Source organism: Candidatus Methylomirabilota bacterium (assembly GCA_035764725.1).
Classification (GTDB): domain Bacteria; phylum Methylomirabilota; class Methylomirabilia; order Rokubacteriales; family CSP1-6; genus DASRWT01.
Map to the genome: position 1 here is coordinate 1 of DASTYT010000085.1, position 21,681 is coordinate 21,681.

22 protein-coding genes are annotated in these 21,681 nt (G+C 70.8%); 4 read left to right on the plus strand and 18 right to left on the minus strand.

Annotation, left to right across the window (positions count from 1 at the left end):
• The coding region (locus tag VFX14_13450; GenBank protein HEU5190686.1) for an alkaline phosphatase family protein at positions 1-565 on the minus strand (565 nt) is incomplete at its 3' end.
• Between the two features lie 85 nt (positions 566-650).
• Here VFX14_13450 and VFX14_13455 point away from each other — a divergent pair.
• Complete coding sequence (locus VFX14_13455; protein HEU5190687.1) at positions 651-1,841, plus strand: DUF1207 domain-containing protein; 1,191 nt, start codon at positions 651-653, stop codon at positions 1,839-1,841.
• Between the two features lie 17 nt (positions 1,842-1,858).
• On the opposite strand, the gene VFX14_13460 is transcribed toward VFX14_13455, so the two are convergent.
• Positions 1,859-2,920 (minus strand): LLM class flavin-dependent oxidoreductase, encoded by a 1,062-nt coding sequence (locus VFX14_13460; GenBank protein ID HEU5190688.1) that lies wholly within the window; start codon positions 2,918-2,920, stop codon positions 1,859-1,861.
• 187 nt (positions 2,921-3,107) lie between these two features.
• Here VFX14_13460 and VFX14_13465 point away from each other — a divergent pair, with 187 nt between their 5' ends.
• Positions 3,108-4,037, plus strand: a complete 930-nt coding sequence (locus tag VFX14_13465; GenBank protein ID HEU5190689.1) for an IS110 family transposase — start codon at positions 3,108-3,110, stop codon at positions 4,035-4,037.
• Between the two features lie 16 nt (positions 4,038-4,053).
• On the opposite strand, the gene VFX14_13470 is transcribed toward VFX14_13465, so the two are convergent.
• Genes VFX14_13470 through VFX14_13490 form a run of 5 tightly spaced genes read right to left on the minus strand, consistent with a single transcriptional unit; the run spans position 4,054 to position 8,290 of the window.
• Entirely contained in the window at positions 4,054-4,764 is a 711-nt protein-coding gene (locus VFX14_13470) for an ABC transporter ATP-binding protein (GenBank protein HEU5190690.1), read from the minus strand.
• The gene (locus VFX14_13475) at positions 4,757-5,500 is read right to left on the minus strand and encodes an ABC transporter ATP-binding protein (protein ID HEU5190691.1); all 744 of its coding nucleotides are present in this window, start codon (positions 5,498-5,500) and stop codon (positions 4,757-4,759) included. The genes VFX14_13470 and VFX14_13475 overlap by 8 nt, the downstream gene beginning before the upstream one ends.
• Before the next feature lie 4 nt (positions 5,501-5,504).
• Positions 5,505-6,419 (minus strand): branched-chain amino acid ABC transporter permease, encoded by a 915-nt coding sequence (locus tag VFX14_13480; GenBank protein ID HEU5190692.1) that lies wholly within the window; start codon positions 6,417-6,419, stop codon positions 5,505-5,507.
• On the minus strand, positions 6,416-7,279 hold the full coding sequence (locus VFX14_13485; GenBank protein HEU5190693.1) for a branched-chain amino acid ABC transporter permease: 864 nt from the start codon (positions 7,277-7,279) through the stop codon (positions 6,416-6,418). The genes VFX14_13480 and VFX14_13485 overlap by 4 nt, the downstream gene beginning before the upstream one ends.
• Positions 7,280-7,285: 6 nt before the next feature.
• Positions 7,286-8,290: an amidohydrolase family protein gene (locus VFX14_13490; protein HEU5190694.1), complete on the minus strand. Its 1,005-nt coding sequence runs from the start codon at positions 8,288-8,290 to the stop codon at positions 7,286-7,288.
• Between the two features lie 47 nt (positions 8,291-8,337).
• Between VFX14_13490 and VFX14_13495 the strand changes: the two genes are divergently transcribed.
• Positions 8,338-9,216, plus strand: a complete 879-nt coding sequence (locus VFX14_13495; protein ID HEU5190695.1) for a polysaccharide deacetylase family protein — start codon at positions 8,338-8,340, stop codon at positions 9,214-9,216.
• Here VFX14_13495 and VFX14_13500 read toward each other — a convergent pair.
• Positions 9,198-11,540 carry a xanthine dehydrogenase family protein molybdopterin-binding subunit gene (locus VFX14_13500; protein ID HEU5190696.1) on the minus strand — a complete coding sequence of 781 codons (2,343 nt, stop codon included), beginning with the start codon at positions 11,538-11,540 and terminating at the stop codon, positions 9,198-9,200. The two genes, VFX14_13495 and VFX14_13500, sit on opposite strands and share 19 nt — an antisense overlap.
• A gap of 23 nt (positions 11,541-11,563) precedes the next feature.
• On the opposite strand from VFX14_13500, the gene VFX14_13505 reads away from it, so the two are divergent.
• The gene (locus tag VFX14_13505) at positions 11,564-11,842 is read left to right on the plus strand and encodes a DUF2007 domain-containing protein (protein ID HEU5190697.1); all 279 of its coding nucleotides are present in this window, start codon (positions 11,564-11,566) and stop codon (positions 11,840-11,842) included.
• Between the two features lie 5 nt (positions 11,843-11,847).
• Here the strand turns inward: VFX14_13505 and VFX14_13510 are convergent, their stop codons facing one another.
• The 10 genes from VFX14_13510 to VFX14_13555 all read right to left on the minus strand — a co-directional run bounded on the left by VFX14_13510 (position 11,848) and on the right by VFX14_13555 (position 21,565).
• Positions 11,848-12,618: a TatD family hydrolase gene (locus VFX14_13510; protein ID HEU5190698.1), complete on the minus strand. Its 771-nt coding sequence runs from the start codon at positions 12,616-12,618 to the stop codon at positions 11,848-11,850.
• An 8-nt stretch (positions 12,619-12,626) separates the two neighbouring features.
• The gene (locus tag VFX14_13515) at positions 12,627-13,766 is read right to left on the minus strand and encodes a hypothetical protein (protein HEU5190699.1); all 1,140 of its coding nucleotides are present in this window, start codon (positions 13,764-13,766) and stop codon (positions 12,627-12,629) included.
• A complete protein-coding gene (locus VFX14_13520) occupies positions 13,763-14,734 on the minus strand; it encodes a DUF5924 family protein (protein ID HEU5190700.1) in 972 nt (323 codons plus the stop codon). Before VFX14_13520 ends, VFX14_13515 begins: the two co-directional genes overlap by 4 nt.
• On the minus strand, positions 14,731-15,453 hold the full coding sequence (locus tag VFX14_13525) for a hypothetical protein (GenBank protein ID HEU5190701.1): 723 nt from the start codon (positions 15,451-15,453) through the stop codon (positions 14,731-14,733). Before VFX14_13525 ends, VFX14_13520 begins: the two co-directional genes overlap by 4 nt.
• Complete coding sequence (gene metG, locus VFX14_13530) at positions 15,454-17,358, minus strand: methionine--tRNA ligase (protein HEU5190702.1); 1,905 nt, start codon at positions 17,356-17,358, stop codon at positions 15,454-15,456.
• Between the two features lie 20 nt (positions 17,359-17,378).
• Positions 17,379-18,281: a regulatory iron-sulfur-containing complex subunit RicT gene (ricT, locus tag VFX14_13535; protein ID HEU5190703.1), complete on the minus strand. Its 903-nt coding sequence runs from the start codon at positions 18,279-18,281 to the stop codon at positions 17,379-17,381.
• Positions 18,282-18,290: 9 nt separating this feature from the next.
• A complete protein-coding gene (locus VFX14_13540; GenBank protein HEU5190704.1) occupies positions 18,291-19,211 on the minus strand; it encodes a hypothetical protein in 921 nt (306 codons plus the stop codon).
• A complete protein-coding gene (gene tmk / locus VFX14_13545; GenBank protein ID HEU5190705.1) occupies positions 19,201-19,836 on the minus strand; it encodes a dTMP kinase in 636 nt (211 codons plus the stop codon). Before tmk ends, VFX14_13540 begins: the two co-directional genes overlap by 11 nt.
• A 42-nt stretch (positions 19,837-19,878) precedes the next feature.
• Positions 19,879-20,271 (minus strand): response regulator, encoded by a 393-nt coding sequence (locus VFX14_13550; protein ID HEU5190706.1) that lies wholly within the window; start codon positions 20,269-20,271, stop codon positions 19,879-19,881.
• 166 nt (positions 20,272-20,437) lie between these two features.
• Complete coding sequence (locus VFX14_13555; GenBank protein HEU5190707.1) at positions 20,438-21,565, minus strand: acetoin utilization protein AcuC; 1,128 nt, start codon at positions 21,563-21,565, stop codon at positions 20,438-20,440.
• Between the last annotated feature and the right edge of the window lie 116 nt (positions 21,566-21,681).

A 21,681-nucleotide genomic window follows, 5' to 3' on the forward strand; every position in this document is an offset into this window, starting at 1 on the left:
AGACGCGCCAGTCCAGCTTCGCGTTGTTCAAGAGATCGAAGATCGTCTTCTGAATCAACAGGATTGAGTCGTTCGTCACCGACCCGACGGACGTCGCGGCGTGGGCGTACATCCGGTTGGGCCAGGTCGAGCCGGGCACCGACGCGTGCCACTGATCGCAGACGCAGAACCGCTTGGCGAGCTCGACCAGGGCGGGAATCTTCGCTGGGTCGACGCACTTCATGACGTCGGGCCCGTTGGCAGGCTGGTTGGCATAGTTGGCCACGAAGCCGTTCATCGGCCCTCCCGCCGGGAAGGTCAGGTCCACGTGACCGTAATACTGCTCGCTCACATGTGCGAGCTCGTGCCTGGCATCGGGCTTCGGTTCGTCGTCCCCGGCGTTCGGCTTGACCGAGACCAGCCCGGTCCCGGTGGCCGGATTGGTTGGGTTGGTCTCGGTTCCGGTGAGGCCGTCGACGGCCGGCTTGATGCCATTGGCCTTGAGATAGCCCAGCAGATGGTCGAAGGACCGGTTCTCCAGCATCAGGACCACGAGGTGCTCCACCTTGCTCAGCTGGCTGGCCATCCAAGGCCTCCTTTGCGCACGCGCGCTCGCAGGTTCGTGAGATGATTCCGGCGGCAGTGGACAAGAGGCTACGTCCAGCGTGCCCATGACGTGCATGGTCGAGACGACGGGGGAGTACGTGGGGACGAGACGGCACGCGTTTGGCGTGATGGTGGGCCTCATCCTGCTGCTCGGGGGCGCGATCTCCGTGGGCGCGGTGCCCATGGACGACGCGTACATGGCCGGCTATGCCGCGGCCGTCCTCGAGCGGGAGTTCCGCGTCGCCGCGCCGTCGCTGGTGGTGCGTGACGGGGTGATGACGCTCGCGGGCAGTGATCTCGGCGCCGCCGATCAATCGGCGGTGGTGGCGGCGCTCAGCCGGATCCGCGGCGTGCGCCGGGTCATCGTGCTGACCGCGCCGGCGTCGATGACGGCGACGACGGCGGCGGCCGGCCCCGCCACGACACCACCCGCCTCCGCGCCGGCCCCCGCGCTCAGCACCGGCCAGGCCATTCCCCCGCTGGAGGGCACGCCGACGTTCGAGATCCTGCCGGCCGGCCTCCTCTTCCGACCCCTGATCGCCGATCCGCGCTGGCCCGCCTTCGGCACAGTCGGGCGCCACTACTTCAACGACTCCAAGTTCGAGTCCATCGCCGCGGTGGAGCTCGGCGACATGATGCCGCTGGTGCGCGGACGGATCGGCGAGACCTGGCAGTGGGAGGCCGGCGTCCACGCGGGGCTGTGGGCGCTCTTCGACATGGACTCCGAGTCCGCCAACCTGACCAGCCTCGACTACATCGTGGGCGGATTCGGCTCCGTCCGTCAGGGGCCCTGGTCGGCGATCGCGCGGGTGTTCCACCGCAGCACGCACCTCGGCGACGAAGAGATCATTCACCACCACACGAACCGCATCAACTTCAGCTACGAGGGCATGGATGCCCGGATCTCCTACGAGCCCTGGGACTGGATGCGTCTCTACGGCGGCGGCGGCTACATCTTACGCGTCGAGCCCACGAACTACGCGCCGTGGAAAGTGCAGAGCGGCCTCGAGCTGCGGAGCCGGTGGACGATGCCCGGACGCCTGCGCCCGATCTTCGGCGCGGACTTTCAGTTCCTCGAGGAGCACGACTGGCAGCCTCAGATCTCGCTCCGCGGCGGGCTCGAGCTCGAGAGCCTCGCCGTGCTGGGCCGGAAGGTGCAGCTCCTGATCGAGTACTTCAACGGCAACTCGGTGGACGGCCAGTTCTACACGCGCGAGGTGGAGTACCTCGGTCTGGGCGTCCGCTTCAAGTTCTGACCCGCATCGCCCGCCGATCAGCGAAAGCGCGGCATGACTTCTCGGGCAAACAGCTCCATGGACCGGCGGACCTTGTCCTGGGCGAGGCCGCCGAAGTTCATCCAGCACATGACCTGCCCCACCCCCAGGTCGCGCATCGTCTCGATGTGCCGCGCCACCGTGTCGGGCGAGCCGAAGGCCAGGGTTTCCCGCACTAGCCCCTCCCAGGTGACCTTGGCCAGCCGCTCCGCCATGGCGCGGAAACCGGGCTGTAGCGTCGGATGCGCGTCGTCGATCCGATCCGGGACGACGAACCTTCGGAAGGATTCCTGGTACCAGAGCTCGGCTTCCTTGGTGTCCGCGAGCGCGCGCGCGTCGGTGTCGGCCACGTAGATCTGGCGCGACACGCCCCAGCGACGCAGGAGCGCGGCGATCTCCTCACCGCTCCGCCCGGCCTTCCGGAGCGTCTCGACGTAGGTGTCGCGGTTCCCGACGAGCTGGTCGACCGGTCCGAAGAGGACGGAGTTGAGCATGGGCCAGCCACGGAGCGCAGTGTTCTCGATCCCGTCCTTGGACACGCACACTTGGTAGAGGGGCGGGTGGGGTCGCTGCACCGGCTTCGGGATCACGGAGAGCTCCGGCACCTGAAAGAAGCGCCCGTCGTAGGCGAAGCGCTCCTCGGTCCACGCGCGCACCATGATCTCCACCGCTTCGTCGAAGCGGTCGCGGCTCTGCTCCTGGGGTACGCGGTAGCCGCGGAACTCGGCGGGCCGATTGCCGCGTCCGACCCCCACGTCGAGCCGTCCGCTCGAGATGATGTCGACCAGGGCCATCTGCTCGGCGAGGCGCAGGGGGTGGTGGAAGGGCAGGATGGCGGCGGCGAGCCCGATGCGGATGCGGCGCGTGCGCGAGGCCGCCGCTGCGGCCAGCGAGGCGGGATCCACCGAGAGCCCGTACTCGATGAAGTGGTGCTCGGTGAGCCAGGCCTCGTCGAAGCCGAGCTCCTCCGTCCACTCGATCTGCTCGAGCTCGCGGCGGATGATGTCCGCGTGCCGGTGACCCGGCGGGGCCTGGAAGAAGAAGAAGGTGCCGAAGCGCATGCGACCTCCTTGTATCTCTCAGAACGTGCCCGGCGCTAAGCTGAGCCGGGTGAAGGTGGGCGGGAGCCCGTGGCCTCCTGGGTCCCGCAAGACCGTAACTGAGCTCGGTGCCCCGCCCACTGTTCCATCATCGAACCCGAACAGTCGCCTGGGCCGCACGGTGAGCCCGTATGCGCAAGGACGGGTCATGGAACCAATCTTCATCGGCATCGACGTCGCCAAAGACCGCCTCGACATCAACATCCAACCTTCCGGCGAAGCCTTCACCGTCACCCGCGATGAGGCCGGCCTAGCCGAACTCACGCACCGGGCGGCCGCGCTCGGCCCCGTCGTGATCGCCCTGGAAGCCACGGGCGGGTACGAAGTCGTGGTGGCCGCCACGCTCGCCGCCGCCGCGCTGCCGGTGGTCGTCGTCAATCCACGCCAGATTCGCGAGTTTGCGCGGTCCACCGGCCGCCTGGCCAAAACGGATGCGCTCGATGCGCGGGCGATCGCGACCTTCGCAGCGGCGGTCCGCCCGGTCGTGCGGCCGGTTCCGGATGCCCAGACGCGCTTGCTCGGGCAGCTGGTGGCGCGGCGCCGCCAGCTGGTAGAGATGTTGGGCGCGGAGCAGAACCGCCGGCGGTTGATCGAGCCCGCCCTCAAGCGCCGGCTCGACGCCCACATCCGCTGGCTCGAGCGCGCGCTGCACGAGCTGGACGGCGATATCGACACGACCATTCGCTCCTCCCCGCTGTGGCGCGCCACCGAGGGCCTCTTGCGTTCCGTCCCCGGCATCGGCCCCATCACCGCGTCCACGCTCATCGCCGATCTGCCCGAGCTCGGCCACCTCGATCGCCGGAAGATCGCCGCCCTCGTCGGGGTCGCCCCCATCAATCGCGACAGCGGCACGCTCCGCGGCCGGCGCATGATCGCCGGCGGCCGCGCCGCGGTGCGCCACGTCTTGTACATGGCCACGCTCGCCGCCCTTCGCCACAATCCCGTCATTGCCGCCTTTTATCAGCGGTTCGTCGCCGCCGGCCGGCCCGGCAAGCTCGCGGTGACGGCCGCGATGCGAAAGCTCCTCGTCATGCTCAACGCCATCCTCCGCGACAGACGCCCATGGCAACCCGCTTGACTCCCGAGACAGTCGCTCAGGTCACCCCAAGATAGCGTGATTTGACCGCCTCATCGGCGGCCAGCGCGTCCGGCCGCGCGGAGTGCACGATCTGCCCCCGGCTCAGGATGTGGACGCGGTCCACCACCGACAGCGCGAGCGGCAGGTTCTGCTCGACCAGGAGAATCGAGAGACCCGCCCGGCGCAGCTCGCCGAGCACACGGCCCACCTCTCTCACCAGCAGGGGCGCGAGGCCTTCGGTGGGCTCGTCGAGAAGGAGGAGCCGGGGATCCGTCATGAGGGCCCGGCCGATCGCGAGCATCTGCTGCTCGCCCCCGGAGAGGCTGCTCGCGCGGCTACGCGCGCGCTCGGCGAGCCGCGGGAACAGGGCCTCCACGCGCTCGAGGGTCCAGCGGCCGCCCGCGCGCCGAGCCACGTCGAGGTTCTCTCGAACCGTCAGCGAGGCGAACACACGCCGCCCTTGCGGCACGAGGGCGAGCCCGGCCGCCACCATCCGGTACGGCGGCCAGCGCGTGATGTCGTCCCCGCGGAGGCGCACGACTCCCCGACGCGGCGGCGTGAAGCCGATGATCGAGCGGATCAGGGTGGTCTTGCCCATGCCGTTGCGTCCCAGGATGCCGAGCGCCTCGCCCTCGCCGACCCGCAGCGAGATGCCCTGGAGCACGTGGCTCACCCCGTAGTAGGTGTGCACGTCCTCCACCTCCAGCACGGAAGCGGTCTCAGACACCGAGGTAGATCTCGCGTACCTGCGGGTCGCTCCGGATCTCGTCGCGCGAGCCGTCGGCGATGACCCGCCCTTGATGGAGCACGGTGACACGGGAGGCGAGCGCGAGGGCGATGTCCATGTCGTGCTCGATCATGAGCACGGTGATGGCGGGATCGAGGCCGGCGAGGAGGTCGGCCATGAGCCGTGACTCCGCCGGCGACAGCCCCGCGGTGGGCTCGTCAAGGAGAACCAGCCGTGGTTTGCCCGCGAGGGCGAGCGCGATCTCGAGCTGACGCTGCTCGCCGTGGGAGAGATTGGCCACGACGGCCCCGTCCACCCCCATGAGTCCCACTGCGGCCAGGATGGTCCGCGCACGATCATGGAGCGCGGGGTAGCCTCCCACCGACCGTAGCATCGAGAACCGGGTGGGCGTGAGGGCCTGGACGGCGAGCAGGCAATTCTCGAGCACGGTGAGCCCGAGGAAGAGATTGGTGATCTGGAACGTGCGGGCCAGGCCCAGCGCGGCGCGACGATGGGGCGGCGCCCCGGTCACATTCGCCCCGAAGAGCTGGATCGTGCCTTCCGTGACCGGCAGCGTCCCGGCCACGAGGTTGAACAGCGTGGTCTTGCCGGCGCCATTCGGCCCGATCAGCGCGCGGCGCTCGCCCGCCCGCACGCGCAAGCTCACCCCATCCACCGCGCGGAGCCCGCCGAAGTGCTTCGCGACGCCCTCGAGCCGGAGCACGTCGTCGGCCATCGCCCTACCCGCGCGCCCGCCCGCGCAGCGCGCCCACCACGCCGCGCGGCGCGAACAGGATCACACCGATGTAGACCGCGCCGAGGATGAGCAGCCAGCGCTTGGTGTACAGGCTCACGAAGTTCTTGAGGAACACGATGACACCCGCGCCCACCACCGGGCCGGCGAGGGTGCCGGGCCCGCCGAGCGCGACCATGAGGAGCGCCTCGACGGACGTGACCAGCTGCACGTCAGTGGGCGACACGAAGCCGTTGTAGTAGGCCCAGAGCACGCCGCCTCCGCCCGCGGCCGCGCCGGAGATCACGAAGGCCAGGTACTTGTGGAGCCACACGTTGTAGCCGAGGCTCCGCATGCGCGATTCGCTCTCGCGGATGCCGCGCAGGGTGAGCCCGAAGGGCGAGGCGACGAGGAGCCCGAGGGCGCTCCACGCGAGCGCTGCCGCGGCCAGCGCGAAGTAGAAGAACGGCAGTGGGCTCGCGAAGAGCTCGGGGCGCGGCACGCCGGAGATCCCGTTGTCGCCCTTGGTGAGCGACACCCAGCGGAAGGCCAGGCCCCAGACGACCATGCCGAGGGCGAGCGTGATCATCAGGAAGTAGGTGCCGGCGGCGCGAATCGCCACCAGCCCGAACACGGCGGCGGTGGCGGCGGCGAGCAGGATGCCGGCCACGGCGCAGCCGGCCAGCCCCACGCCGCGCTCGGTCGCGAGCAGCGCCACCGCGTAGGCTCCCACGCCCCAGTACGCGGCGTGGCCGAGCGACGGCAGGCCGGTGTAGCCGAGCAACACGTCCAGGCTCATGGCGAGAATGGCGACGACGAGGGCCTGGGTGACGAGCGTCAAGGGATAGGGCGGCAGCAGAGGCCCGGCGAGGGCGAGGAGCACGACGGCGCCGAGGGCCAGGAGTGCCCGGCGGCGGATCACGCGCGGCCGAAGAGCCCGGTGGGCCGGACAGCGAGGATGAGGGCCATCGGCGCGAACAGGGTGAAATAGGACAGCTCGGGGAATAGCGCCTTGCCGAAGTTGTCGAGCAGCCCCACGAGGACGCTGCCCACGATGGCGCCGGGCAGGCTCCCGAGGCCCCCCACGATCACCACCACGAACGCGTAGGGCAGCACCTCGAAGTCGGTGCCGGGATAGACGCCGAGGAAGCCGCCCCCCGCCACGCCGCCGAGCGCGGCGAGCGCCGCGCCCAGCGCGAACACGCCCAGCGAGGCGCGGGGCACGTTGATGCCCACGCCCTGCGCCATCTCCGCGTCGTCCACCGCCGCGCGCACGAGCGCGCCCACGCGCGTCCGGTCGAGCAGCCACCAGAGGCCGATGGCCACCGCCGCGGCGAGCCCGATCAGAAAGAGGCGGTAGCCGGAGAACACCATGCCCGACACGGTGAAGCTCCGCGCCAGCGCGGCCGGTACCGGGATCGAGTACGGATCGCCGCCCCACACGAGGAGCGCCAGATCCTGGAAGATGAGGGCGAACCCCACGGTCATGAGCACCTGCCCGAGGGTCTGCCCCTTGAGCCGGCGCAGGAAGAGCCGCTCCATGGCCATTCCGATGAGCGCGATCGCCACTGCCCCGCCCAGCAGCGCGGCGACGAAGCTCCGCGAGCGCAGCGCGACGGTGAGGCCGACATAGCCGCCCAGCATGAAGTAGGAGCCGTGGGCGAGATTGACTATTCTCATCACGCCGAATATCAGCGAGAGGCCGCTCGCGAGGAGGAAGAGGAGGGCGCCGTACGACAGGCCGTTGAACGTCTGGATGACCCAGAAGTCCGGCCGCGACATCGGTGGCTACCGCAGGCGCAGGAGGCGGGCGCCGGTGGCGCGGATGACGCGGTCCTGATCCTTCTTGCTGAGACCGACCGCGCGAGCCCCTATCGTCGCGAGGGGCCGCTCGAGCCCCATGTCGAAGCAGAAATCGGTGCCGAGCGCCACGCGGTCCGCGCCGACGGTGTTCACCAGATAGCGCAGCGCGCCGGCATCATGGCTGATGATGTCGTAGGTGAAGCGCCGGAGATACGCACTGAGCGGCTTCTTCGCCACACCCTTGTTCTCCGGCCGCACGCCCTGGCCGTGGCGCAGCCGGCCGTGGAGATACGGCAGGGCCCCGCCCGCGTGGGGCAGACACACCTCGAGCTTGGGCAAGCGGTCCAGCACTCCGCCGAACACGAGATGCGCGGCGGCGATCGCGGTGTCGAAGGGATTGCCGAGGAGATTGCTCAGGTAGTAGGGCTTGAGCCGCTCGGCCCCGATCACGTTGATCGGGTGGAGGAGCACGGGCAGGCCGAGCGAGGCGGCGCGCTGGAACACGGGGAAGAGCGCGGGATCGGACAGCTCGCGACCGGCGACGTTGGTGCCCATGTACACGCCGCGGATGCCGGGCAGCCGCGCCGCGCGCTCGAGCTCGCCCAGCGCGCGCTCGGTGTCCTGGAGCGGCAGCGCCGCGCAGCCCACGAAGCGGTCGGGATACGCGGTGTGCGCGGCGCTCGCCGCATCGTTGAAGGCGACGCACAGCCGCGTCCCCACGCCGGCGTCCGCCCAGTACACCATGGGCGCGGTCAGGGAGAGCGCCTGCACGGCCACGCCCGAGCGGTTCATCGCCTTGAGCCGGAGCCGGAGATCCCAGTAGTGCGCCTCGAGCGGCGGGGTGCGGGCGGCGCCCACGTAGAGCACGGGACCGCGCGCGCTGCTCCGGTCGACGCCGGCGCCGAAGGAGGCACCGGATTGCTCCATCACCCGGATGAACGCCTCGGGAAAGAAGTGGGCATGGACGTCGACGCCGAGCGGCCTGGCCACGAGCGGGGATTCTACTATCAACCGCGGGGCGGTGGTAGTCTCGGGCCGTGCGACTCCCCCGCGAGCGCTTCGACTACTCCCCCATGGCCGGGCGGCCCCGGTGGTCCCTGCCCAGGGGCGCGCGCATCGCCGTCTGGACGATCGTCAACGTGGAGGAATGGGACATCGAGCGCCAGATGGCGCGCCAGGTCCTCACCGCGCCGCAGGGGGTGGCGACGGTGCCCGACGTGCCGAACTGGGCGTGGCACGACTACGGCATGCGGGTGGGCTTCTGGCGCTTCCTGGAGGCGCTCACCAAGCGGAAGATCCGCGCCACCGCCGCCATCAACGCCCACGTCGTCGAATCGTACGAGCCGGTGGCGCGGGCAATGCTGGACGCGGGCTGGGAGTTCATGGGCCACGGCGTGGTGCAGGGCGCCATGCATCTCCTGCCCGATCAGCGCGCGGCGATCCGGCAGTCGGTGGAGCTCTTGACCAAGTTCACCCGCAAGAAGCCCAAGGGCTGGCTGGGCCCCGGGCTCACCGAGACGTGGGAGACGCTCGACCATCTCGCCGCCGAGGGCATCGAGTACGTCTCCGACTGGGTGAACGACGACCAGCCCTACGAGATCCGCACCGCCGCGGGCCCGCTGGTCTCCGTGCCCTACTCGCTCGAGCTCAACGACATCCCGATGATGGTGATCCAGCACCACACGTCGGGCGAGTGGCTGCAGCGGTGCAAGGATCAGTTCGACCGGCTCTACCGCGAGGGCGCGAAGAACCCGCGGGTGATGGCGATGGCGGTGCATCCCTACATCTCGGGCGTGCCGCACCGGATGAAGTACTTCGAGGCGGTGTACGACTACATCCGGAAGAAGAAGGGCGTCTGGATGACGACGGGCGAAGAGATCTACGAGTGGTACAAGTCTCAGCGCCGGTCGGGCTGAACGCCGTTCCGCATCGCCTGCCAGATTTTGCCTGAGGTCAGCGGCATGTCGATGTTGGTGACGCCGAAGGGGCGCAGGGCGTCCACCACCGCGTTGACGATGACCGGCGGCATCACGATGCAGCCCGCCTCGCCGAGGCCCTTGACCCCGAGCGGATTGCGCGGCGAGGGCGTCACCATCTTGCCGATCACGGGCTCGGGGAAGTCGCCCAGTCGCGGCACCGCGTAGTCCATCAGCGTGCCGGTGGCGAGCTGACCCGCCTCGTCGTAGACCAGCGCCTCCAGGAGCGCCTGGCCCGCGCCCTGCGCGTAGCTGCCGTGGAGCTGGCCCTCGGCGAGCAGCGGGTTCACGATGACCCCGGCGTCGTCTACCCAGGTGCAGCGCGCGAGCGTGACCGCGCCGGTGTCGCGGTCGATCTCCACCATCGCCACGCAGGCGCCGAAGCTCCACGTCTCCGCCTCCGCCTGGAAGAACACGGTGGCCTCGAGGCCGGGCGTGTCGCCCGGGCCGGTGCGGGTGGGGCCGTGCGCGAAGGCCGCGACCTGGGCCCACGTCGCGCGGCGGGCCGGCGCGCCGACCACCTGGTAGCCGCCCGCCAGCGGCACGACGTCCTCCACGCCGGCTTCGAGGAGATGCGCGGCGATGCGCCGGCCCTTCTCGCGCACCTCCTCGGCGGCGCGGTAGGCGGCGCTTCCGCCCAGCGCAGTGGAGCGGCTGCCGAACGTGCCGAAGCCCTGGGGCGCGCCGCCGGTGTCGCCGTGGCGCACCGTCACGTCCTCCGGCCTGACGCCGAGGGCGTCCGCGACGATCTGCGCCCAGGTGGTCTCGTGCCCCTGCCCGTGCGCGCTCGAGCCGGTGACGAGCGTGACCGTGCCCGTCCGCTCTACGCGCACGCTGCCGCTCTCCCAGCCGGCGGCCGCGGGCTCCACGTAGACCACCACACCCACCCCCGTCACTGCGCCGCGGGCCCGAGCGGCGCGCTGTCGTTCCCGCTCCTTCGCGTAGCCCGAGAGCTCGAGGCACCGGTCGAGCGCCTCGGCGTAGCGGCCGGAGTCGTAGACCACCGCGGTCGAGGTCTTGTAGGGGAACGCGGTGGCGGGCACGAGGTTCTTGCGACGGATGTCCACGGGATCGAGCCCGGCGGCGTGCGCGGCCTCGTCCATGAGCCGCTCGATCATGAACGTCCCCTCGGGACGTCCGGCGCCGCGATAGGCGCCGGTGGGCGAGGTCGTGGTGACGGCGCCCGCGATCTCGATGTCCACCGCGGGGATCGCGTAGGGACCCGGCATCGTGCGGCCGGAGTTCCACGCGGGGCCCGCGCCGCTCACCGCGAAGCGTCCGCCCAGCGGGAATACCACGCGCGCGCGGAGCCCGCGGATGCGGCCGTCCGCGTCCACCGCGAGCGCGCCCTCCGCCTCGGCGCCGCGGCCGTGATTGGTGGTGAGCACGTCCTCGCCGCGCGTGGCGACCCACTTCACGGGCCGGCGGAGCTGTAGCGCGAGCCACGCGACCAGCGCGTCCTCGCGGTACGGCGAACCCTTGACGCCGAAGCCCCCGCCCACCTCGGGGGCGATCACGCGGATGCGCGACTCCGGATACCCCGTCACCGCCGCGATCTCCGCCCGCACGCGGAACGGTGACTGCGTCGAGGTCCAGATCCGGAGCTCGTCGGCGGCGGGATCGAGCCAGGCCAGCGTCGCCCGCGGCTCCATGCAGATGGCGGCCACGCGCGGCTGGCGCATGCGGACCCGGCCCGCGTGAGGCGCGCCCGCGAAGGCCGCATCCGGATCACCGGCGCGCCAGCGATGCGTGAAGGAAAGATTGCCGGGCAGCGCGGCGTGCACCGCCGGGGCGCCGGCGGCCAGCGCCGCCTCCGGATCGGGCAAGGGGCCGAGCGGCTCGTAGTCCACCTCGACGAGCTCGACGGCATCGCGCGCCCGATAGGCCGAGTCCGCCACCGCGGCGGCCACCGCATCGCCAACCGCGACCACGGTGCCCTCGGCGAGCAAGGGGTGCGGCGGCACCTTCATGCCCGGCACCACGCGATTGGAGGGCATGTGCCCGAGGTCGCGCACGTCGGCCCCGGTGATCACCGACACCGCACCGGCGGCGGCGCGTGCGCGGGAGGCGTCGAGGGCGCGGATGCGGGCATGCGCGTGCGGGCTCCGCAGAAGCGCCACGTGCAGGAGCCCGGGGAGCACGAGGTCGTCGGTGTAGCGCCCCACGCCCATGAGGAGGGCGCGGTCCTCGCGCCGCCGCATGCCGCGGCCGATGTAGGGCGCGTCCGCGCCGTCCTTACCCTTGTCGCCGCTCACCGAGGCCACCGCGGCATGCTAGCATGACGGGCATGGCACCCCGGGCGAAGGTGATTCCCCTCCCGTTCGTGAAGGCGTCCGCGCCGCCGACCGAATCCCGCGATCTCGTCGAGGTGCGCTGCTGCTTCGATCAGGCGGAGGCTCTCGTGGTGCGGAGCGTGCTGGACAGCGAGGGTATCTCGTCCGTGCTGCGTGGCCACCTGGTGTCCTCGGTGCATCCGTTCAGCGTGGGCGCCCAGGGTATGGTGCGGGTGCTCGTGCACGAGTTCGACGCCCTGCGCGCCCGTGCCGTCCTCTCGCGCCGGCGGTAACCGCCTCAGAGCGTCAGGCGGAAGAGCCGCGCCGCGTTCTCCGTCGTGGCCTCGCCCAGCGCCTCCACGTCCACGCCCCGGAGCGCCGCCACGTGCGCGGCGGTGAGGGCCACGTAGGCGGGCTCGTTGCGCTTGCCGCGGTGCGGCGTCGGCGTGAGGTAGGGGCAATCGGTCTCGACGACCAACCGGTCCGCGGGCACGAAGCGGGCGACGTCGGGCAAGGCGCGCGCGTTCTTGTAGGTCACGGGCCCGGCGAGCGAGATCATCAGTCCCAGGTCCAGACAGCGGCGGGCCACCGGGATGTCCGCCGAGAAGCAGTGCATGACCCCGCCGATCTCGCCCACGCGCGCCTCGTCCAGGATGGCCAGCGCCTCAGCGTGGGCGTCGCGGCAGTGGATGATGACGGGCTTACCGACGGCGCGCGCCATGTCGAGCTGGCGCCGGAACACGTGCGCCTGTACGTCGCGCGGCGAGAGGTCGCGGAAGAAGTCCAAGCCCATCTCGCCGAGGCCGACGACCCGCGGCGAGCGGGCGAGCCGCTTCATCTCCGCGAAATCCTCCTCGGTCGCCTCGCCGGCGTCGTGCGGATGGATGCCCACCGAGGCCCAGACGTCGGGGATGCGCTCGGCCATCGCCACGGTGGCCCTATTGGAATCACGATCAGTTCCGATCGTGACCATGCCGCGCAGGCCCGTGGCGCGGGCGCGCTCGAGCACCGCGTCGAGATCATCGGTGAAGTCCGGGAAGTGCAGATGCGCGTGGGTGTCGAAGAGCATGGGAGAAATCATAGCCGATCGGCGCGGAAGGCCGGCCACACCGCACCCGCGTCGGGCGGGCCGCCCCAGCGCGCGCGCAGCGCGCGCTCCAGCGCGAGGGTGGTCGCCGCGATCATCGGCACGACCGTATCGCGGGACGCCGCCTCGGCGAGCGCGTGGAAGCGCGCGAGATGCCACAGCACCGCGCCCCGCGCGCCCACGCCCGGCGCCCATTCGCGGTCGGCCTCGAGCAGCGCCGGCGTCTGCCAGTGGAGGAGATCGAGCATGCGCCACGCCGCGACGCGGGCGCGCGCCGTCGCGTAGGCGGCCTCGTCGCGCGCGGCCGGAAAGCCGGCGGCCATGGTCTCTCGGTAGACGCGGTCGACGCGCTCGATGAGGCCGGGAGGAAACGGGCAGAAGAGCGTCCACACGAGCGCGTCGTAGAGCGCTGGGCGCACGCCCGCGTACTCGAAGTCGAGAAGCCGCCAGCCGCTCGCGGTTTGCCCGGTGTTGCTGGGCGCCATGTCGCCGTGGGTGAGCGTCGTCCACTCGCCCGGGCGCTCCACGAACCGCGCCAGCTCGTCGATGGCCTCGTCCGGGAGCGCGGGCGCCGGCTCCCGCAGCGCGCTCAGCCAGGCGGCGAGATCGCTCCCACGGCCCCGCAGCGCCATCGCCGCCGCCGCCGCCGTCGTCATCGCCCGGCGCGCCAGCGCATCGCGCTGCCGGTCGAACTCCGCGGCGAGCGGGCGCATCGCCACATGCAATCGTGCGGTGAGCCGCGCGACGTCGAGCAGGGCCGATTCGGCGTGCTCCCGGGCGTCGGCGTCCGCCGCGTTGAGCAGGTCCTCCAGCGTCGGCGCCACGCCCAGATCCTCGACGAGGAAGCAACGCGCCTCGGCGTCCCCGCCGAGGAAGCCGGGCGCCACCGCCGGCGCGATCCCCGCCGTGGTGAGGAGCGCCAGCGCCGCCCACTCGTCCAGCCCGCGCTCCGGCTCGGACTTGAAGCGCTTCACGATGACCGACGCGGGAAGGTCCGGGCCGCCCGCGACCCGCGCGCGCCACACGTCGTTCCGCGTCCACGACTTGAGGAGCGCGGGCGACTCGAGGCGCACGCGACGGCCCGATCGTGCGGACAGGAGCGCCGCGGCGGTTTCCAGCGGAGCGCTCACGGGGTCACGGTGAACGTGAGCCGGCCGATGAGCTGGCCCGACGCCGTCTGCACGTCCACCGCGTAGTCCCCCTCCAGCGGCGTGCCGAGGTCGGACTTGCGCGACCAGGTGCGGAAGCCCTGGGCGCGGCCACCTTCCACCGGCGAGAGCCGGACGCGCGCGATCACGCGGCCGTTCTTCCACCACACGTGCTCGATCTTGTCGCGGAGTCCCGCGGGCGCGTGCACCGCGGTGTAGGCGGCGACCGCGCCGCCCCACTCGGCCACGGTGGCCGCGGGAATCGGCCCGTCGATCGCATCCACCGGCTCCAGCTCCCGCACGTCTCGCGCGACCTGCTTCGCGGCGAGGAAGACAGGCGCGGGCGGCACGATGATGCGGCCAATCCACACGATGGCGACCATGACGACCGCGACACCGCTAGCGAGGGCGAGCGCGCGCGCCCATCCGGCGCCGGTGCCGCGGAAGGCCGGCGCCAGCGCGAGCCCGGCCAGCGCGGCGCTGCCCACCAGTGCCACGCCGGGGCGGACGCCGACCAGCGGCAGCGCCACGTTGAGCGCGGCGAAGATGGAGAAGGCCAGGAGCCCGTGCTTGAGCCAGCGATACTGGCGCCCCAGCGCCGAGTAGAGCGGATCGATGGTGGTGATGAGCGCGCCCAGGGCCACCCCGCCGACGAAGATCACGTTGGGCGAGGTCAGCGTGGCCGAGGCCCAGTAGGCGGGAAGCACGAAGAGCAGCAGGTTGTGGTAGAGGGTCTGGATCGTGTACTCGGCGGCGCTGACCACGAGGCCCCGGCCGCGCTCCTCCAGCGGGACGCGGGCCTCCGCGAGGATCGCGACCACGAGCCCGAGCAGCAGCATGTAGCCCACGATCCAGCCCACGTGGGGCAGCCCGCGGCGAAACACGAAGAGCGTCGCCAGCCCGAGGGCCAGCGAGCCGATCGAGATCCCCCAGCGGCGGAGCCACCTCATGCGCGGGCGCGCCAGTAGAAGAGGAACAGCGCGATGGGGAAGATGCTCTGCGCGACCGAGAGCGCGCAGTCCACCATCACGCGTACCACGAAGTGGTTCAGCTCGGGCGCGGCGCGGAACGCCGCCCCGAGGCCCACGACCACCGCGATGAGCAGGGCGAAGATCAGGAGCAGGGTGGCGAAGATGGCGCCGCGCTGGCCGCGGGTGAGCGCCACCGCCCGCGCCCACGCGGTGCGCACCGTCGCGTTCTCGAGCACGACGACGGAGTCGACCACCGCCACCCGCATGACGAGTACGGTGGCGAGCACGCCGAGGGCGAGGGCGATCATCCCGCCCGCGGCGCTGCCGCCGCCGCGTCCGCCGAGGGTCAGAGCCAGCCCGACGGGCAGGGCGAGAACGGCGTAGATCACGAAGCGCACGAGCACGAGGCGCGGCCACGCGCGCAGCCCCTCCCCGAGCGCCGCCCCGTAGGGCACGGGCAGGCCGGCCTTGATGCGCGCCAGCGCCGAGACGATGGAGGCGACGACGAGGGGATCGAACACCGCCTGAAGGAAGAACGCGATGCGCAGGGACTGAAAGGTGGGATCGGAGGCGGGCCCGAAGAACTCGAGGTAGTTCAGCGCGACGTGGCCGGGCAGCCACACCGTGAGCACGAGCAGGGTGAAGAGGTAGAGATGCGTGGCGAGGAGGCGAACGGTCTCGCCGAGGACTCCCGACACCTACTTGACCTTGGCGCCCGGCGGAAGATCCCGGTCCAGCGCGATCAGCGCGAGCGTGGTATCGCTCGAGCCCGCGAGGACCATGCCATTGGACTCGATGCCCATGAGCGTGGCGGGCTCGAGATTCGCCACCACCACAATCTTGCGGCCTATCAACGCCTCAGGCGCATAGTGCTCGGCGATGCCCGCCACGAGCGTGCGCGGCTCGCCGCCGACCTTGACGGTGAGCTTGAGCAGCTTCTTGGACTTGGCGACCCGCTCCGCCGCGAGCACCTCGGCCACCCGCAGATCCACCTTCTGGAAGTCGGCGAGGGAGATCTTGCCGGCGCCCCCCGTCTCCCCCTGGGCGGAGGGCGCTCTCGCCGCCGCCGTGGCTTCTACCGCCTTGGTATCGACCCTCGGGAACAGCCCCGAGAGCTTCTGCACCCGCGCGCCCGCGGCGAGCCCGCCCCATGTCGCGTCAGCCAGGCTGGGCGAGGGCGCGCCGATGGCGCCGCGGATCTTCCCGGCCGCCTGGGGCAGGAACGGGTCGAGCAGCACGCCGATCACACGCAGGGCCTCGCCCAGCGTCCACAGCACGGTGCGGAGCCGCTCCGCTTTGGCCGGGTTCTTCGCGAGCGTCCACGGCGCCTGGGCATCCACGTAGCGGTTCACGCCGCCAATGAAGTGCCAGATCGCCTCCATCGCGCGATAGAAGGCGAATTCATCCATCGCGGTCGCCACCTCGTCGACGGCGCGGCGCCAGGCCTCGCGCAGGGCGGATTCCTCGGGGCTCTCCCCGCCCGGCGCGGGCACCACCCCGCCCGCAAAGTTCGCGATCACGGTGGTGGCACGGCTCACCAGGTTGCCGAGGTCGTTGGCAAGGTCGGCGTTGAGGCGGCCCACCACCGCCTCCTCGCTGAAGTCGGCGTCGAGACCGAAGTGCATCTCGCGCAGCACGAAGTAGCGGATGACCTCGCTGCCGTACTTCTCGGCGAGCGTCCAAGCCCCCACGACGTTGCCGAGGGACTTGGACATCTTGCGGCCCTCGACCGACCAGTAACCGTGCACGCGCAGGCCCTTGTAGAGCGGCAGGTCCGCGGCCCAGAGCATGGTGGGCCAGTAGACGCCGTGCGCCTTGACGATGTCCTTCCCGATCAGGTGAATGGCCGGCCAGAAGGTCTTGTACTTCTCGTCGTCGGGATAGCCGAGCGCAGAGACGTAGTTGATGAGCGCGTCGAACCAGACGTAGGTGACGTGCTGGTCGTCGAAGGGCAGTGGAATGCCCCAGCTCAGCCGCGCCCGCGGGCGGCTGATCGAGAGATCCTGGAGCGGCTCGCGCAGGAAGCCCAGCACCTCGTTGCGGTAACGCTCCGGCTGGATGAACTCCGGATGGTCCTCGAGGTGCTTGATCAGGCGCGCCTGGTACTTCGACATCCGGAAGAGGTAGTTGTCCTCCTTGATGAAAGTGAGCGGGGTCTGGTGGTCCGGGCACTTCCCGTCCACGATCTCCTTCTCGGTGTAGAAGCGCTCGCAGCCGTAGCAGTACTGGCCGGAGTATTCCCCGAGATAGATCTCGCCCTTGTCCCAGAGGCGCTGCAGGATCTGCTGCACCACCTTCTGGTGCCGCGGCTCGGTGGTGCGGATGAAGTCGTCGTTGGTGATGCCGAGCCGCCGCCACTCCTCCTTGTAGAGCTCGGCGATGCGGTCCACGAAGGCCTGCGGCGAGATACCTTCCTTCTCCGCGACCTGCGCCATCTTGTCGCCGTGCTCGTCGGTCCCGGTGAGGAACCACACGCGGTCACCGCGCATGCGGTGATAGCGGCACATCGCGTCCGCCATCATGGTAGTGCCCGCGCTGCCGAGATGCGGCGCGGCATTGGGATAGTAGATCGGCGTGGTGAGGTAGAACACGTCCTGGCTCATGGCGCGCGAGCGGCCGCCGGTCACTCCGGCTTGATGTGCGGCCGGCCCTCCCACGTCACCTGCTCCAGCGGCACCTCCGCCTCGGTGCCGTCCTGGAAGCCGACCAGCACCGCCTGCTTGAGCACGCGGAGCGACTTGATCCGGCCGGTCATGCAGCCGGAGCCGCCGCACTCCGCCTGGCAGGGCGTTCCCACCTTGGGCAGGCGCTTGCGCAGCTCCTCGTAGGTCGAGAACTCGTAGAGGAGGCAGCACTTGAGGCGCCCGCAGTTGCCGAGGAGGCGGCTGTCGGTCAGCGGCATGTCCTGAGCCTTGGCCATCTTCACCGAGATCGGGTCGAACTTCTTCAGGTGCGAAGAGCAGCAGAGCTGCCGTCCGCACGGCCCGATGCCGTCCATGAGCTTGGTGGTGTCGCGCGCGCCGATCTGCTTCATCTCGATGCGCGCGTGGAACTCGTGGGCGAGGTCCCGCACGAGATCGCGGAAGTCCACCCGGTCCTCCGAATTGAACGCCACCGTGACGCGGCGGCTGCCAATCTCGATGGCCACGTCCACGATCTTGATGCGCAGGCCCCGGTTGTGGGCGAGGCGCTGGCTCGTCTCCACGCCGCGCAGCTCACGCTGCCGCCGCCCGCGCCAGTCCTCGGCCTCATCGCGGCTGGCCCGGCGGATGACTCGGCGATACAGACGGTCCTTCCTGAACTCCGGCAGGGGCCGCTGCGGCCGGCGCACCTCGCCTACCGCGGTGCCGCCGCCCGTCTCCACCACGCAGAAGTCGCCCACGTGGAGATCGGTCTCGGAGGTGAGATAGTCCTCGGCCATCAGCGGCTCGCGGAGGCGGATGCCGATCAGGTACTGGGCGGGGCTCTCGGCGAGGGGGACGGCGGGAGTGCCCAAGGTGTCGGGGGTCTCGAATTCCTGGCTCATGCCTTGATCTTACGCCGCCTTGCCCGGGAGTTGGCTCAGGAGCACCTCGACGGTGAGGCGGGGTGAGACATTGCCCGCGATGGCCTGGGTGGCCTCGCGGCACGCGCGGAGCCCGCCCACGATGGCGTCCAGCGAGAGCGCGGCCGCCCGCGCCCGCACCTCGCCCGCCCGATTCGCGAAGACCAGCGGGGCGCCGGGATCCGCGTGCGCGGCCAGGAGGTCGCGATACCACAGCCAGCATGTCTCTACCACCGTCTCGGCGGCCTCGCGATCGCGCCCCAGGGCCTCGCCGCCCGCCAGCACCGCCGTGCCGCCCTCCGCCTCGACCTTGGCGAGGAGCGCGAGGGCGGCCGCACGCTCCTCACCGCGCCCGTCGGGAAGCAAGGCCAGCGCGCCCTCGGGGGTGGCGGGGAGGAAGCGCACGATCTGGCAGCGCGAGAGCACCGTCGCGGGCAGCGCGCGAAGCTGGGCCAGGATCAGGATGATCACGGTACGGGCGGGCGGCTCCTCGAGCGTCTTGAGGAAGGCCTGCGGCGTCGCCAGCGTCATCGTGTCGGCCTCGTCCACGATGAACACCTTCACCGGCGACTCGACGGGTCGAAGCGAGGCCAGACGCTCGAGCTCGCGGATACTGTCCACGCGGATCGCGAGCGCGCCCTTGGGATTCGACTCGGGCGGCGTGGGCTGGATCAGGTGCACGTCGGGATGCACGCCGCGCGAGATACGCTCGGTGGCGCGCGCCGCGGCCGCGCCGCCGCGGCCCACGAGGGCGGCGGCGAACGCCTGCGCGGCCGCCTTGCGCCCTGAGCCCGCGGAGCCCACGAAGGCGTAGGCATGCGCCACGTGGTCGCTCGCCACGGCGTGACGCAGGAGCTCCGCCGCCTGCGGCTGGCCCGCGAGCGCAGCGAAGACGTCCGCCTCAGGCGCCACGCGCCGCTCCCCGGCGGCCGAGGAACTCGTCCACCACGCGCGCGATGTCCCCATGCACGAGGTCGGGATCCCGCGCGGCGTCGAACACGAGCACGCGCCGCTTGTCGGCGCGTGCGATCTCGAGATAGCCCTCGCGGACTCTCTGATGGAACGCGACGTCCATGCGCTCGAAGGCGTCCAGCGGCCGGCCGGCGATGCGGCGCACGCCCACGGCGGGATCCAGGTCGAGCAGCAGGGTGAGATCGGGCAGGAGCCCGCCGGTGGCCAGCGCATTCAGCTCGTGAATGGTCTGGAGGTCCAGTCCCTGGCCGTAGCCCTGATAGGCGAGCGTGGCGTCGGTGTAGCGGTCGGAGAGCGCCACCGCCCCCCGCGCCAGCGCGGGCTGTATCACCCGCGCCACGTGCTCCTGGCGGGCAGCGAGGAAGAGAAAGGCCTGGGTGAGCGGGCTCGGCCGCGGCTCGAGCTCGAAGAGGCTTCGGACAGCCTGGCCGAGGGCGGTTCCGTCGGGCTCGCTGGTCTCCACCACCTCGAGACCCCGGGCACGCAGGAGCGCGGCGAGACGGCGGCACTGTGTGCTCTTCCCGGAGCCCTCGACTCCCTCGACGGTGATGAGAGCGCCGCGCATGGCGACACTCTAACACATTGAAATTGGGAGCCTGCGGAGAGGCTAGCGCCTGCGGAGCACGCCCTGGGTGAGCTTGTGGAGATCCGTGATCGTGAAGGGCTTGGAGATCCAGGGCACCCGCGTGGCGGTAAGGAACTCCTCGTTGCCGGGGTCAAGGGCGCTCCCCGTGACGTAGACGATGCGCTGGACCATCTCGGGGTGGCCCTTCTCGAGCTCATGGTAGAGGCCCTTGCCGTCCAAGACTGGCATCCGGAGATCGCTGACGATCAAGTCATACGTCCCGGCGGCGAGCTTCTCCAACGCCGCGCGGCCCGTATTCACGGTATCCACGTCATGGCCATCGGCCATGAGCATGTCTCCGATCAGCCCGGCAATGATCGGCTCATCCTCCACCACGAGGATGCGCTTGCCCCGAACCGCCTCTTGGCTGGCCATGAAGAAGGTACGTCCTCCCTGTACCCCCCTGAATAAGCAACTCCCGAGCCACAGATAAGACCTTATCTATCAGTAAGTTGCACAAGTTACCCCGCCGGTCGATCTGCAGGATTCGTCAGGGGCCCCCGAAATCGGAGGTGCGGGACAACCGAGGAGGAAGGGGGCCTTAGAGCCCGTGAATCGGGAAGATTTGCTCGCGAATGCTTCGCACTTGGCGCGCGGCGAACTCCACCGCCCAGCGCCGCGTGTCGGGGTCGAGCTCGCCAGGCGGGTCCGACAGCGTCAGGGATTCCAGGCCCAGCTCGCGCAGGTCGCGGTGTAGCGCGGCCGGGATGGGCTCAGGCAGGGTCAGGTTGTTGATGGTCGCCCAGGCCCCCGTCCACGCGCGCGCGACGTTGGCGAGGTCGTAGCCGCCCCCGCCCAGGGCCACGATGCGCGGGGCAAATTCGAGGAGCCGACGGACCGAGCGGAGAAAGCCCTGGATGCTCAGCGCCAGGTGCGTGAGGGGATCGGTGCGATGGGCGTCGATCCCGAGCTGGATCACGAGGGCGTCCGGCGCGAAGGCCCGCAGCAGCGGGGGGACCACCGCCTCGAAGGCCGGCTCATACACGGCGTCGTCCGTGAAGGGCTGAAGCGGCAGGTTCACGGAGTAGCCGACGCCGACGCCCTCGCCGACTTCGTCCACGAAGCCGCTGCCGGGGAAGAGCCGGTCGCCACGCTCGTGAGTGGAGATCGTCAGCACGGTCGGGTCGTCGTAGAAGGCGAACTGCACGCCGTCGCCGTGATGGGCGTCGATGTCCACGTAGGCGACCTTGAGCCCCCGCCGGCGCAGCGTCATGATCGCCAGCACTGCGTCGTTGACGTAGCAGAAGCCGGAGGCACGGTCCGGCATCGCGTGGTGGAGCCCCCCCGCGAAGTGGAACGCGCGATCCACCTCGCCCTCGGCCACGAGCTGCGCCGCCTGGATGGAGCCGCCCGCCGCGAGCTGCGCCGCCTCCCAGAGCCCCGGAAAGATCGGGTTGTCGCCGGGGCCCAACCCGTAGCGCACCGCGTGCGGCACCCAGTCGCCCGCGCTGACGGCGCGCAGGATGTCGATGTACTCCGGCGTGTGGAAGCGCGCGATAGCCTCGATACTGGCCGGCTCCGGGGCCACCACCTTGGCCTGCGGCAGCGCGGTGAGGCCATAGGCGTCCATGAGCCGCCAGGTCAGCCCAAGGCGCTCCATGCGGAGCGGGTGCTCGGGCCCGTAGTCGAAGCGCCGCCAGTCGTCGGAGTGGATGAGGGCGGTGCGCACAGCCGCTAGACTCCGGTCCCCGACTTTTCGATTTCGCTCGGCTCGCACCGGAGACCGTTGCTCACCTCGCCCGACTCCTGGATTTCGCTCGGCTCGCACCGGAGACCGTTGCTCAC